Source organism: Sphingomonas sp. DBB INV C78 (assembly GCF_042693015.1).
Classification (GTDB): Bacteria; Pseudomonadota; Alphaproteobacteria; order Sphingomonadales; family Sphingomonadaceae; genus Sphingomonas_E.
Map to the genome: position 1 here is coordinate 3,655,805 of NZ_CP170544.1, position 13,961 is coordinate 3,669,765.

Annotated in this window: 13 protein-coding genes; 2 read left to right on the top strand and 11 right to left on the bottom strand. The window is 64.3% G+C overall.

Annotation, left to right across the window (positions count from 1 at the left end):
• Entirely contained in the window at positions 1-942 is a 942-nt protein-coding gene (locus ACFB49_RS17170) for a glycoside hydrolase family 26 protein (protein ID WP_380872499.1), read from the bottom strand.
• A 171-nt stretch (positions 943-1,113) separates the two neighbouring features.
• Between ACFB49_RS17170 and opgC the strand changes: the two genes are divergently transcribed.
• Positions 1,114-2,226 (top strand): OpgC domain-containing protein, encoded by a 1,113-nt coding sequence (opgC, locus tag ACFB49_RS17175; protein WP_380872500.1) that lies wholly within the window; start codon positions 1,114-1,116, stop codon positions 2,224-2,226.
• Here opgC and ACFB49_RS17180 read toward each other — a convergent pair.
• Both ACFB49_RS17180 and ACFB49_RS17185 read right to left on the bottom strand, forming a co-directional pair.
• Positions 2,130-3,476 carry a hypothetical protein gene (locus ACFB49_RS17180; RefSeq protein WP_380872501.1) on the bottom strand — a complete coding sequence of 449 codons (1,347 nt, stop codon included), beginning with the start codon at positions 3,474-3,476 and terminating at the stop codon, positions 2,130-2,132. The genes opgC and ACFB49_RS17180 overlap by 97 nt on opposite strands.
• Entirely contained in the window at positions 3,476-4,606 is a 1,131-nt protein-coding gene (locus ACFB49_RS17185) for an acyltransferase family protein (RefSeq protein WP_380872502.1), read from the bottom strand. The genes ACFB49_RS17180 and ACFB49_RS17185 overlap by 1 nt, the downstream gene beginning before the upstream one ends.
• 175 nt (positions 4,607-4,781) lie before the next feature.
• Here ACFB49_RS17185 and ACFB49_RS17190 point away from each other — a divergent pair, with 175 nt between their 5' ends.
• Positions 4,782-4,970: a hypothetical protein gene (locus ACFB49_RS17190; RefSeq protein WP_380872503.1), complete on the top strand. Its 189-nt coding sequence runs from the start codon at positions 4,782-4,784 to the stop codon at positions 4,968-4,970.
• Between the two features lie 21 nt (positions 4,971-4,991).
• On the opposite strand, the gene ACFB49_RS17195 is transcribed toward ACFB49_RS17190, so the two are convergent.
• The 8 genes from ACFB49_RS17195 to ACFB49_RS17230 form a co-directional block, all read right to left on the bottom strand.
• Positions 4,992-7,190 carry a GumC family protein gene (locus ACFB49_RS17195; protein ID WP_380872505.1) on the bottom strand — a complete coding sequence of 733 codons (2,199 nt, stop codon included), beginning with the start codon at positions 7,188-7,190 and terminating at the stop codon, positions 4,992-4,994.
• Positions 7,191-7,195: 5 nt separating this feature from the next.
• Positions 7,196-8,482, bottom strand: a complete 1,287-nt coding sequence (locus ACFB49_RS17200; RefSeq protein WP_380872506.1) for an outer membrane beta-barrel protein — start codon at positions 8,480-8,482, stop codon at positions 7,196-7,198.
• Between the two features lie 8 nt (positions 8,483-8,490).
• Positions 8,491-9,054, bottom strand: a complete 564-nt coding sequence (locus ACFB49_RS17205; protein WP_380872507.1) for a polysaccharide biosynthesis/export family protein — start codon at positions 9,052-9,054, stop codon at positions 8,491-8,493.
• 16 nt (positions 9,055-9,070) lie between these two features.
• The gene (locus tag ACFB49_RS17210; protein WP_380872508.1) at positions 9,071-10,069 is read right to left on the bottom strand and encodes a glycosyltransferase family 2 protein; all 999 of its coding nucleotides are present in this window, start codon (positions 10,067-10,069) and stop codon (positions 9,071-9,073) included.
• Entirely contained in the window at positions 10,069-11,217 is a 1,149-nt protein-coding gene (locus ACFB49_RS17215; protein WP_380872509.1) for a glycosyltransferase family 4 protein, read from the bottom strand. The genes ACFB49_RS17210 and ACFB49_RS17215 overlap by 1 nt, the downstream gene beginning before the upstream one ends.
• Positions 11,214-12,350: a glycosyltransferase gene (locus ACFB49_RS17220; protein ID WP_380872510.1), complete on the bottom strand. Its 1,137-nt coding sequence runs from the start codon at positions 12,348-12,350 to the stop codon at positions 11,214-11,216. The genes ACFB49_RS17215 and ACFB49_RS17220 overlap by 4 nt, the downstream gene beginning before the upstream one ends.
• Before the next feature lie 18 nt (positions 12,351-12,368).
• Positions 12,369-13,094, bottom strand: coding sequence for a sugar transferase (locus ACFB49_RS17225; RefSeq protein WP_380872511.1), 726 nt, complete (start codon positions 13,092-13,094; stop codon positions 12,369-12,371).
• A gap of 146 nt (positions 13,095-13,240) precedes the next feature.
• A complete protein-coding gene (locus tag ACFB49_RS17230) occupies positions 13,241-13,927 on the bottom strand; it encodes a PEPxxWA-CTERM sorting domain-containing protein (protein WP_380872512.1) in 687 nt (228 codons plus the stop codon).
• Positions 13,928-13,961 lie beyond the last annotated feature (34 nt).

Consider the following 13,961-nt stretch of genomic DNA (forward strand, 5'->3'; position numbering starts at 1 on the left):
TTATTCCGCGGGGCCGAACGCCTCGCGGAATGCCTTGGCGCTCTGCGGCTGCCGCCCGCCGGAAAGCTCGGCATTATAGTCCGGCGCGGCATAATCCCAATAAGCGTGATAGGCGACATTGTTCGCCTTGATCCATTCCGCCATGCGGCGGATGAACAGCGGATCGTCGCCCTGGCCCTGCCCGTTGGGCGAGGTGCCGGTGCCCCATTCGGGCAGGGCGATCGGCTTGTTGTGCTGGGCCGCAAACTCTTTCAGCCAGTTCAGGCTGTAGGGCTGGGTAAGGTGGTTCTGCCACCGTATCTCAGGGTCGACATCTTCCTTCCGCCAGGATGAATTATAGAGGTCGAGGCCGATGACATCGACGACGTCGTCGCCCGGATAGACCCTGTCGGGTGCGATCTTCTGCTGACCGCGCGCCGGGTTCCAGACGATCTGGAACTGCTGGCCGGGCACGCTGCGGAATATCTTCACGATGCGACGGAAATAGCGGACGAAGGATTCCGGATCCTTCGCCGCCGACCAGGCATACCAGTCGCCGTTGAATTCCCAGCCGATGCGCAGATAGGCATTGGCCCGGCCCTTGGCGACGAGGTTGCGGCCAAGTTGCGCGAAATGCGCGTCATAGGCCCCGTCGGCGCCCTCTTTCAGGGTAGTGCCCTTGTCGAGTAGCATCGGCACCGCCTGTGACACGCGATAGGGCGTGCCCGCCCAGCAATTGATGCTCCACGTCACCGAATTGAGCATGTTCTGCCAACTCGTCCGCTCGGTGAAGGCAACCACGCCGTCAGGCTCGCGTCCCGCCATCGCGATGAAGGCGGGCAACCGATCCCGGCCCGTGCAACCACCGCCGCGATAGACGAAAAGCTCCGCCGCCGTAGCAGCCGATGGCAGGACCGCAACGGCAAGCGTCAGGGCAATCAGGAATAAGGGTCGAGAAGCCATGGCGGCCTCCTTCGCAGCATCGGGGACCGGTTGACCGATTTGCGCGGCCTGATGCCAATATGCGTCTATCGAAACCTTGTGCGCCGCAATATGGTTGCGGCAACCCGTTTCGCTCGGTCGGCGAAGCCATTGGTTTTGGAGCATGATTTGTCGGTCAGTCACCCGAGATCGATGGCGACCGGCGAGTCAGCAGCAATTCGGCCGCCGCGGGACCTGCGGATCGACTTCCTCCGCGGCTTCTTCATCCTGCATCTTTGCGGCACCCATTTCACCTGGTTCGCCGATGTCGCGGGGTTCAAATCACCGCTGCGCTTCTACGGCCTGCCGAGCGTCGGCCTGTCGAGCCCGGCGGAGTTTTTCGTCTTCTTCTCGGGCTATGTCATGGCGCTGGTGCTGGCGCGGCACACGGAGAAGATCGGCTTCTGGCTGACCCAGGCCCGCACGCTCGACCGCGCGTGGAGCCTCTATATCTTCAACGTCTTTTCGTTCGCGGTCGTCGCCGCCTGCGTCGGCTTCCTGTTCGATCCGCAATCGAAGCTCTACGCCGTCAGCGGGGTCGAACGGCTGGTCGAGAACCCCGCGCGTTTCATGCGGGATTTCATGACCTTCCAGGACAATCTGGCGTTCTTCGAGATCCTGCGAAACTATATCTTCTTCATCCCGCTGGTCGCGATCTTCCTGTGGCTTGCGCGGATCCGGGTGTGGCTACCTTTGCTCATCAGCTTCGTGGTGTGGCTCGCCCACCAGACCGGGCTCACGACGCATCTCTCCTATCCGACCTTCAACCCGTTCGCCTGGCAGTTCCTGTTCTTTCTGGGGGCTACGATCGCGATCTGGAAGCCGCTGCCGGAATGGCAATTCCCCCGCCACAATGTGCAGATCGCGATCTGTCTTGCGCTGCTGGCGGGCGCCTTCGCCTTCCGGCTGATCGTCTTTCCGCAATTCCACGCCGAGCTTGTCCCTGGCGCGAACAAGACCGACGTCGGACCGCTCCGGCTGATCCATGCCGCACTGGTGCTGTGGGCGGCGCTGCTGTTGCTGCCGTCGTCACAATGGCTGGGCCGGTTCCGGCTGACGCGCGCGGTGATCGCGGTGGGGCAGAACTCACTCGAATGCTTCTGCCTGAGCAATGTGCTCGTCTATCTCGGCGCGCATCTGATGGGCCATGCGCCGCAATCCATGCCGCTTTACTGGGTGGTGCTGACCGGCCTGATCGGCGCCGAGCTTCTGGCCGCCCGGCTTTTCGGATGGTTCAAGGCCGAGCCCTGGCGCGCGGCCGCCTGATCCGGATCGCCGCTCCACACGCACAGTATCGCGATCAAGATGATCAACGGCGGGAACAGCAGGTTGCCGCCGCCCATCTGGAAATTGACCAGGCAGAAGATCGATATGATCGCGATGTCGCGCCGCCAGCACGATATCACCATGAAGGTGGCGAACAGGATCGATCCGATGATCCCGTAATCGATGAACAGCTTCAGCGCCGGGTTGCCGCTGCCCGTGAAGAAAAAGCCCGATCGCTCCATCGATCCGGGCCCGAAGCCGATCAGCGACCGGGTCTTGTCGGTATATTGGCCGATAAATTCGAACTGGGCGAAATAGCGGGCATAGCCGCTGCTGCCGCTATAGCTCGCCTCCCCCGCACGCCCCGCGAGCGAGGCGAACTGATCGGGAAAGACGAAGGCGGCGATCGTCGCCAGCGCTGCCAGCGCAAGCACGAACAACAGCACGCGCACCGTATAGCGACGGTCCGCCAGCATCAGGATGCCGATACTCAGCCCCAGCGCCAGCAGGCCGGTGCCCGAGAAGCTGAAGAGATAGGCGACCGCATAAAGCGGCAGATATTTGAGCTGGCGCTTGAGGAAAAACTCCACCGCCATGCCGAGCGCGAGAAGCTGGGAGAAAACGCTGGGCTCGATCAGGAAGAAGCCGTTCGATCGGATGATGCTCGAACCGTAACTCAGGATCGGATTATAGTTGTAGAGCGACTCGATCAGGATCGGATTGAGCGCCGGAAACGTCAGCATGAACGAGAATATGCGGACCCCGACGAACTGCAGCAGATATTGCGCAATGCCGAGCACCGCACACAGCCGGACATAAAATAGGAAGATGTCGATCACATCGTCGCGGTTGAAGCGGCCGGACGGGCCGACCAGCAGGCAGAGATAGATCGAAAGCAGCGAGAAGAGCGACAAGATGCTGAGTTGCTGGCGCGTCTCCGGCACGTTGATCGCGACCAGCGTGGCGATCAGCCCCTCGAGCGCGAACAGCCCGAAGACGAACAGAGGCACCATGCGGATACGGCCATAGCCAGACACGAGCATCAGCCCGATCAGCGCCAGGAACAAGGGCAGGCTGAAGAAGATTGTGCCGCCGCCGATGACCAGGCCGAAGCGCTGGAGGCACAGGCAGGAAATCAGCGCGAGATGGACGAACAGCCGGCTACGGCGCCGATCGACTGTGCTGTCCGGCAAGGCCGTGCCGATACGGCTCGTGGCTGGCGCCGCAGCGCCGGGCGCGATCGTCGCCATCAGCCGGCGCGGTCCAGCGCCACCGTTTCGGAGAAGTCCGCATCGGCGGTCACCGGCGCATGCGCCGCATCCTTCTCCACCCGCCGCCGCAGCCAGCGGGTCAGCCGCGCTTCCAGATAGACCTGACTGTAATGCGAAACGACCAGGGTCGGCCCGATCGCGATCAGCGCGAACAGCAACTGGCTCGCCGGACCCGCCTGCGCCACCAGCCCGAACTTCACCATCGCCTGCTTTGCGCCGGCCATCACCACAGGATGCCAGAGGTAGAAACTGTAGCTGACGGTGCCGAGCCACAGCATCGGTCGCGTCCTCAGCATCGCCACGAACGGCCCACGACCATCGACAATGCCCTTCAGCGCCATCGTGCCGAACAGGCCCCCCAGCAGGATCGCCGGCACCATCGTCAGCCATTGCCCGAACGGCAGCAGTGCCGGCGAGACATAGAGCATCGGCGTGCCCCACTGCGCCTCGATCGCGCGCCACACGATCAGGAACAGGATCAGGCTGGTGAGCGGCAGCGCGCCCACCCAGCGCCAGCGCGGACCATCGAGATGGTGGGCGGCGATGGCGACGCCCGCACCCATCAGGATCGCGCGCGGGAAGAAGACGACCAGCAGCGCGCCGACTGCGATCGCGATCGGCAGCCACCAGCGCACGCCCTTGCCCTTGAGCCACCAAGCCGCCGCGCACAGGGCATAGAAGGTCATCTCATAGCCGAGCGACCAAGCGGCGGGATTGATCTGGGGAACATGGATGAAGGGCGGCGGGGCCGCGAAGTTGAGCAGCCAGTCCCCAAGGGAGGGCCGCCAACGCCCCGTCACCAGCGCCAGCAGCGTGATGACGAGCAAGGATGCCCACAGTACCGGATAAATCCGCGTGACCCGATCCCAGGCAAAGGCGCGCAAGGTCGGCGCGCGGGCGAGCGCACCGACGATCACATAACCGCTGATGCCGAAGAACAGTTCGACGCCGAACTTCAGGCTTTCGAGCAGATAGGTTTCGAACCAGGAACCGGCGAGCCCAGGGAAGGTCGGCAAGCCCGAATTGACGACATGGAAGACGAACACGGCGAAGGCGAACAGCCCGCGCGCGCCATGGACGTTGGGATTGAGGGCCTTGCCAGGCTTCATCGGCCAACGCTCCCGTCTGAAGCGGGCGCGCTTGCGGGAACGATGGGCTGTGCTAAATTAACGATAAATCGGAAGGAGCGCCGCAGGGCGTTCCGAATTTCTCGCCGGGGCCGGGGGCAGCCTTCCATCGGTGGTAAATTCCTTAAGTGTTCCTATGTATCGACGAACAATGCCTATGCATGATCAACACCTTGGGCCGAATCCACCGCCGGCCGCCAATGCTGCTCGCGACTATGGCGAAGCGGCGGTCAGCCAGGTTTTGCCCATCGGCAAGAAGCGAATCATGTTCCGCTTCTGGCTTGCCGCGATCATCGTGGGCGGCGCGATCTGGGCGGGCATCGCCTACGGCCTGGGCCTGATCTAAACACGGCGCGGCGACCACGGCTCAGGTTGCCCCATAATTGGCATAAGAGCGGTAATGATAGTCGACATCGTCGACGCCATAAGCCGCGATCGCCTTCATATTGACGCGGCTGAGCACGATGCCGGCCGGCTCGATCCCGAGCGGGCGCAATTTCTTGAGTGCGGCGCGGATCATCGGCAGCGGCGTGACGTTCCAGCGCACCACCATCAGCATCGCATCGACATGCTGCAGCAGCGCACGCGCATCGACCGCGGCCAGCGCCGGCGCGGCATCGATGATGATAAGGTCGAACCGGCGGCGCGCCTCCAGCAGCAGCACCTCCATCACCTCGCGCCCGACGATCTCGGCATGGGTGAAGGGCTTGGCTATGGTCGGCAGCACCCAGGCGCCACTCTTCTCGTCGAGCACGCAGGCTTCCTCAATCCACGCCTTGCCGTTCAGCACATCTTCCAGATCGAGCTTCGGTTTGAGGTTGAGCAGCTTGGCGATGCTCGGCCGGCGAAGATCGCCGTCGATCAGCAAGGTGCGGCGGCCAGCCAGAGCCGAGACGCGCGCCAGCATCACCGCCAGCGTCGACTTGCCTTCGCCGGGCGAGGCCGATGTCAGCCCGATCACCTGGCCGCCCGGCCCCTCATGTTCCCATTTCTCGATATGCAGCCTGAGGCCGCGCACGGCTTCGGCCAGCAACGCCATCGGCCGCTCGACGACGAAATCGATCGGCGGCATATCACGATCTTCGCGCTCCGCGATCGTCCGCACCTCGGCGAGATTGGCGACGTGCGGGATTCCCAGTTTCTCTTCGACATCATGCGAGCTGGCGAGGCCGCGATCGAAGAAATGCAGCAGCCACACCGTCAATCCGGCGGCGATCAGGCCGGCGAGTGCGCCCAGCAGCAGGTTGAGCTTCTTGTTGGGGAAGCTCGGCTGCTGCGGCACCAGCGCCGGCGAGAAGAGGCGCGCATCATCATCCGAAACCAGCGCCTGCGTCGAAACCGCATTCTGCCGTTCCAGCATCGCCGCATAGTTGGAGCGATAGGCCTCGGCCCTGCGCTCCAGTTCGTTCAAGCGCACCGATGCCGCATTGCTGGCGGCAAGCTGGCCACGCGCACCGCTGGAAATGCCGCTGACCGTCCCGGCGCGCTGCTGGGCAACCGAAACGCGCGCCTCCAGATTGGAAACGACGCGCCCGATCTCGGCCTGGATGGCGGCGTCGATATCTTCGAGTTGACGCTGCGCCTTCACGACATCGGGATGGGTGGGGCGATACCGCGCCTGCAGTTCGGCGAGCTTGCCGCTGGTCTCCGCCCGCTTGCCGCGCAACTGCTCGACCACCGGCGAGTTCAGCGCCTCGCCGACATCGTCGCCACGCGAACCACGCGCCATTTGGCTGCGCGCGGTATTAAGCCGCGCCTGTTCTTCAGCCAGCGCGACGCGCGCCTGCGCATCCTGCTGCTTGTAGAGCGCGATCTCCTGCTCGGTCAGCGTCACGCCATCCGCGCTCAGTAGATTGTTGGCGGCGCGATAGCTGGCGACATCGCGTTCGGCCGCCTCCAGCTTGCCGCGGAGCTGATCGATCTCCTTGCCGAGCCCCGACCCTGCCATCTGCGCCGCCTGCACGCGGGTATTGGCCTTCACCGCCAGATATTGCCGCGCGACCGAATTGGAAACGCGCGCCGCCAGCACCGGATCGGGCGAGGTATAGGTTATGGCCAGCACGTTGGTGCCGCCGGGACGTTCGACGAGAAGCTGGCTGCGCAGCATGCCGCCGATCGCCGCGATGGCGTCCTCGCGCGACAATTGCTGCACGTCCTTGGCGAATTCGGGCCGACGATCGAGCTGCAGATCCTCGACGACGCGGTTGGTGACCGCGGGGGATTTGAGGATCTGGATCTCGCTGTCCACCGCGCTTTCGTCGGTCGATGCGCTGGGCACGACCTCCTTTTCCTTGGTCGCGACATTCACCAGCCGGCTATTGACGATCAGGTTTGCGGTTGCGGCGTAAAGCGGCGTCTGCCGCAGCGTGAACAGCCCGACCATGAAGACGACGAACAGGAAGACGGCAGCAAAGACCATCCAGCGCCGCCGCAATATGGCGAACAGCCGGCGCACCTCGCCACCGCGATCGGGCCTATGGGCATCCTCGCGCACGGGCGTGCGGATCATCGTCTGCCTGCGCGAAATGGGCGACGGACCAGGCAGGTCAAGCGGATGTTCGCTCATATCGTTCATAGCCTTGCCGTGATGCCGAAGAGGATACGGTTGTCCTTGAACGCCTTGTAGCGATCGACCCCGTCCGACTTCAGATCGAGATAGTCGTAGCTGAGACGCAGCGAGAAGGTGCGGTTCATCTTGTAATCGGCGACCGCGCGCGCAGCCCAGCGCTTGTCCTTGCGGTCGATGCCGTTGAAATTGTCGGTCTCATAGGAAACGGACCCGGACAGGATCAGCGATCGCAATAGTTCGTGATCGACCGTCAGTTCGCCGCCCGTCGTGATATAGCCGGTCGACTGCGGGATGCCGGCGTCATTGGCTTCTCGCTTCGCGGTGACGGTGACGGTGGTGAGCTGGGTCGGGAAGAATTCGACCTTGCCGTTGATGGCGAAGCCGGAGAAATCCTCGAACACCGGGCTGTCATAGTTGCGCGTGAGATAGCCGACGCCGATCTCGCCACGCGCCAGCACAGCGGGCTCGAACACGACGCCGCCCAATATCTCGAACCCATCGGAATTGCGCTGCTGAACGCCGGCTGTCTGCTGGCGATAGTCGCGCTGGTCGTATGTGACTTGGCCGAACCAGCTCAAAGCCGGCGACTGCGCATAGGTCGCGCGGCCGCGCAGGCGGAGCAGATCGCTGTCGCGGAAATCCTCGTCGATCGGCGTGCCATCGGCCAGCCGCGCATCCTCATAATCGAAGCGCTGCATCGAGGCTTCGCCCGAAAGCGAAAGCCTGGAGAAGTTGTGCGTCACGCCGAAGCCCGCGCCGGTGGTCGAAAAGCGCACGGGCTTTTCGGTCTGCACGAACACATCCTGCGATCGCCGCGATTCCCGCTGCCGCTGCCAGCGCGCCGCGAAGCGCACGGTAGTATCCGGCCCCACCGCGGCGATGCCGTCGGTCGCGGCATCAAGATCGGTGCCATTCTCGGTCGTAAGATCGGCGTAGCGCTCGGCCTGCGCGGCCAGGCGGACGTTCATGCGATTATCGCCGCCCCAGTTCGACTGGAACAGAAGTTGCGGCGATATGCGAATCGCTACGTCGTCCTGCTCTTCCGTCTCGGTCGCCAGCACATTGTCGTCATAGATGCCGGCCACGCCCAGCGACGGCCGCAGGACGAACGATGCCACCGGCACGCCCGGCGCCTCCAGGTCGGGATGACGGCGGTCGCGGACGGCAGTGTAGCGCTCGGTGAGCGACGGCCCCTGCGGCGGCAAGACCTGCGCATGCGCGCTGCCGGCGGCGATCGAGCCGATCGACGCCGCTGCCAGCAGCACCGCCCGGGGCGGCCTCGCCTTCATGCGCGCGCTCAGAAGTAACGCTCCTTCACGCGGATCGTGTCGCCGGGCAGCACGATCGTCTGGGGAGAAAGCGGGAAGCTTTTTTCCACCGTCTCGCCGAAACGCTGGATCATCACCGTCTTTTCATTGGCGCGATAGGTGAAGCCGCCGGCGGTGGCGATCGCCGCCATCACCGTCATGCCGGTGCGATAGGGATATTGGCCGGCCTTCTGCACCTCGCCCAGCACATAGAAGGGCCGATATTCCACCACATCGACGCTGACCTTGGGATCGTTGATCGCGGTTTCGGCGAGCCGCCGGGTGAGCAGCGCCTGCAGTTCGGCGATCGTCAGCCCCTTGGCCTCGACCATGCCAAGCAGTGGGAAGGAGATATTGCCGTCGCTACCGACGAGATATTCGGCATTGAGCGCATCCTCGCCATAGACGTTGATGCGCACCTTGTCGTCGGCGCCAAGGCGATAGACCGGCACTTGCGATGCCGTCGGGGTGGGCACGGGATCGGCCGCCACCACGCCGGCGGTGGGGATCAGCAAAGCCACGGCCATCAACAGGGCCAGCAATCGGGACAACATTGTCTGCCTCTCCATCTTATTGCACCGCCGCGCCATAGCGGACCTTGGCCTTGGGCCGTCCCAGCAGCAGGCGATGAATGAATCCGGCGCCCCACGCGATGTGCATCACGGTCAGAGCGGGCGCCGCGAGCAACAGGCAGGCGCTTCGGCGCCGGATCGCAAGAGCAGTGCCATAGACCGTGAGGATCGCGAGATAGGCAGCCGGAATCAGCAGCGCCCATGGCGTGAAAAGCGCCAGAATCAGCGCAAGCGCCATCGTCACCACCAGCGCCGGCGCCGCCATCTGGCGCAACCGCAGCGCCTCACGATGTTTCAGCCAGGTGCGCGCACGACCGCTGCCATAGCGGAAATATTGGCGCGCCAGCCCGGTCAGCGTGGTGCGCGGGAAATAGCCCACCTCGATATCGCCGGCGAGCCAGATGCGCCCGCCCATGCGGCGAATGCGGACATCCAGTTCGGCATCCTCGTTCGCCTCGAAATTGGGATCATAACCACCGGCCGCCTCGAACACCGAGCGGCGGAAGGCGGCGTGATGGCCATGATCGACAAAGCCCGAATAGCCACCGACGCGATGCGCCGACCCGCCCGTGCCGATCCGGCTGTTCGATACCGCGGCAATGGCGCGCTGCGTCGCCCCGCCGCCGATGCTGTCGAGCCGGACGACGACGCTGTCCGCCTCGTTGCGGTCCATCGCATCGATCAGCCGCGGCACATAATCTTCCGGATAGCGCGAATGGGCGTCGATGCGGACGATGCGGACGATCGCGAAAGGCAGCGCCTTCACCGCGAGATTGACGCCCGACGCCTGCAACCGCTGGGGATTGTCGACCAGGCGGATGCGTGGATCGCGCATCGAACGCTCACCGACGATCGCGCGCGTGGCATCAATGCTGCGCCCATCGGCGACGATGATCTCCGCGATCACGGCTTCGGGTTGCTGGACAAGCTGGTCCAGCAGGCCGCCGATATGGGCTTCCTCGTTGAAGGTCGGGATGATCACGGCGGTGCGAGGCATCAGGCGTGTCCCTCGATCTGGATGGCGCCGGGCACCAGGGCGGCAGCGAAACAGGCGCGAGCCCGCTCGCGAACCGACTCTCCGCCGCGGCCAGAGACGGCGCGGGCGAAGCAGGCCCGGCCCTCGGGGCCAGCCAGCCATTCCATCCGCGCCGGCATATCCGCTGCGGTAAAGTCGACACAGTTTTCAGCCGGCAGATATTCGCGAAACACATCGATGTCGGACGCGAGGATCGGTAATTCGCAGGCCATCGCTTCCAGCATCACCAGCGGCACGCCTTCCCAGCGCGACGGCATCAGCAGCAGGTCTGCCGCGGCAAGATAAAGATGCGCCTTGTCGGTCCACGGCACGGTGCGGATGTCGAGGCGGCCCGCCTCGTCCTGCGCCAGCGCGTCGATCGTGCCGCGCCCCTCGCCATCGCCAACGAACAGGAACAGCCAGTCGCCCAGATGCGCGCTATTCCGGCGCAGCGCATCGGCCAGGATGTCGAGGCCCTTTTGGGTGACGTCGAGACGACCCAGGAACAACGCAATCTTGCGCCCTTCCGGCAGATCGAGCGCGCGGCGCGCGTCCGATTGATCCACCCGTGGCGGCACATTCACGAAATTGTCGGCGACGACCGCTTCGCCCCGCCCGCCTGCCGCCACGATCTGGCGCGCGACCGAACGCGACGGCACGATGAAGCGATCCGGCCGGCGGTAGAGCGGCCGCCGCGCGGTATCGCCCACCCAGCCGTTCCGACCGATATCCGCCAGCCGATGCGCCATCGGCACATAGCTGACGACGAAGCGGTCGCGCGGGATCGCCAGCATCGGCACGACCAGATTCTCGATCCGGCCCTGCACCAGCAATGTCGATGTCGGCTGCTCCTCCGCGATGATGCGACGCGCTGCCCGTGCATAATCGCGCCGCAGGTAGCCGAGATAGGGTTCTGCCCAGCGCTTTTCGAAATTCCACGGCTTTAGCCGGATCGGTCCGCCCAATGCCGCCAGCCCATCTGCCAGCCGGCGATTGCCTTCGGGGAAGCAGGCGATGATCTCGTCGAAATGCCCTGCCTCGATCACGCCGGGCAACAGGTTCAGCAGCATCAGTTCATGCCCGCCGAATTGCGGACTGTCATGCAGCATCAGGAGCCGACCGCCGCTCATGCCGCAAGCTCCCGCCGGTCATGGATCAGCCGTTCGTAGATTGCGCGCGTCATCCCGCCGATCTCGGCCCAGTCCGGCGCCTTTGCCGGCCCTTCGTTCACTTCGCGCCCGATCGAAGCCTTGAGCGCCCCGGCCAACGCCACAGCATCGCCCGGTTCGACCAGCGTCCCGTTGCCGCCGTCCGAAATCATCTCGCGAAAGGCGCCAAGGTCGCTCGCCACCATCCATTTGCCGAGGTCGGCAACCAGGAACAGCACGCCGCTCGCCTCGATCGCGCGATAGGGAAAGACGAAGGTGTCGGCGGAATGGAGCAGCGCCGACATGGCGTCGTCATCTAGGCGCTGAGGACGAAAATCGAACAGGTCGTCCATCCCGAGCGCCGCCACCCGCGCACAATGCGGCGCCAGGTCGATCATCGGCTCGCCGGCAATGATGATTTCGATGCGGGCCCGCGTCTCGGCGTCGAGCAACCCGGCGGCTTCGATCAGCACGTCGAGACCCTTATAGGCCTGCAGCCGGCCGAACATGACGATCCGCCAGCGACCCGCGCGGCGCGGCTCGCCGCTCGATCCGCGCAGCCGAAGCGGCCCGTGCGGCACGACATGGATGCGGCGCGCGTCGATACCCTCCGCGCGCAACGTCTCGCGCCCGCCCTCGGTGTGCACGATCAGCGCGTCGACGGCGTGCATCACGCCGTGCAGCCCGTCGGTCTGCATCCGGCTGACCGCCTTGCCGTTGAACGGTGTCGTGTCATGCACCGTCAGCACCACCGGCACATGCCGGCGCATCTCGTTGATCGCGCGCACGTCGATGCGCGGCAGCACGGCCCATTGGAAATGGACGACGTCATAGCCGCTGCGTGCGATCCGCGCGGTCTGGCGAAGGCCCGCAATATGCTCGACGCCTTTCAGCAACTGCCACGGCTTGCCCTGCCGCCGACGCGGACCATCGGTCAGCCCGTAGAAGATCGGGCGGACGTTCGCGGCCGAAATCTCCGGCGCCTCATTGATGCGCAGGCGGCGGGTGAGCCACAACGGTGTCACACCATTGGCTTCAAGCCCTTCGCTCAGAGCGCCGTCATAAGGCGCCGTGAACAGCGACGGATCGACCAGCAGGCCTTTGAGAATGGTCATAGGTGCTCCCGACTTGGTTCAGGAGCACCCCCGGGCGGAAAGGACAGCGGGCACGGTGCGGGTGAGGATCGCCAGATCCATGGCAACGCTGCGCGAGCGGGCATAGAGCGTGTCCAGCGCCACGCGGCGGCGATAGCTCACATCGTTGCGGCCGCTGACCTGCCACAGACCGGTAATGCCCGGCCGCACCGCACAATAGAATTTGAAATAGCGGCCGTAGCGCGTGGCTTCCGCCATGACGATCGGGCGTGGGCCGACCAGGCTCATCTGGCCGAACAGGACGTTGATGAGCTGCGGCAGTTCATCAAGGCTCGATTTGCGCAAGAAGGCGCCAAGCGGCGTGATCCGCGGATCATTGCGCAGCTTCTGGCTGACATGCCATTCGAACGCGGCCGCCGGATCTGATTTCAGCAGATCCTGCAGACGCTGCTCCGAATCCACCACCATCGTCCGCAGCTTGAGGCAGGGGAACATCTTGCCACCGCGGCCGATGCGGCGGTGCATGAAGATGGGGGCGCCGCCGTCATGCGCCCAGATCGCCAGGCACAGGATCAGGAAGACGGGAAGCACCGCCAGCAGGATCAGCGCCGCGACGCTTATATCGAGCGCACGGCCTAGCAATTCGCTCTCCGGCCGGGCCGGAGCCGCGGGTTCCGCGAGCACCCGAAGGCCCCGGTCGGGATCGTCGGCAGTGAAATCGTTCAGGAAGGACATACCCTGGGGGACTTTGCTGCTGGATGACATGGTACACCCCATCTATTGCACTGCAACGACGCCTCCCCTCGTCATTGCGGAACCTGCTAACTGCCGTTTCAGACTATGAATACTGCGTTTCTATGTCGCTTCGCACAATAAACGACGAGCCGACCGGGAAACCGGGACGACTGCCTTCATGACGTCAGTTTCGGCATCGTCACGCCACCTCGGCGCGCCGAATCTCGCCGACGCAGCATGCTACCGATCGACAGGAATCCGACCAGCATCATCGCCCAGGTCGAAGGCTCGGGCACCGCGACGACCGCGAAATCATCCAGCTCGAATGCCGGCAGATCGGAATAGAAGCGGATCTGCTGGAGGATCTCGCCAGGGCCGAGATCGAATATGACCCGACGGTTCGCCTGCGCCGTAGTCGTCGATCCCAGGCCGGAGCCAATAATGTCCGCGCCCGTAAAAGTGTAGGTGCCGGTGCTGGTCACAATGGCCATCCGGTTGCCCTTGTCGATCGAGCCCCAATAGAAATCGAAACCGCCGATGCCCGGCCCATAAGTCAGGCCGGTGAAGTCGAGCGTGGCGAAGCCGCTATAGCTGGTGCCGGGCACCGCCAGATAAGCCGTTGCATCGCCGGCAGGGGCGGCCGCATTGGGCGGCGCATCACCGGTATAGATCTGATATTCGCCGGCGATCGTGACGCCGTGGCCGAGTTGGCCGGCAACGACCGGCGTCTCGAAATCGAAAAGCACCGTTCCGATCGCGCCGGGATCTGGTGCACCTGCGAAGGAAGTGACGAAAGTTGCCGCATGGGCGGCCGATGCCCCAAGAAAGAGGCTGACCAATGTTCCGGTAATAACCCTGCTCATTCGAGACTTTCCTTTCAACCAGAGGGGGTAAAGG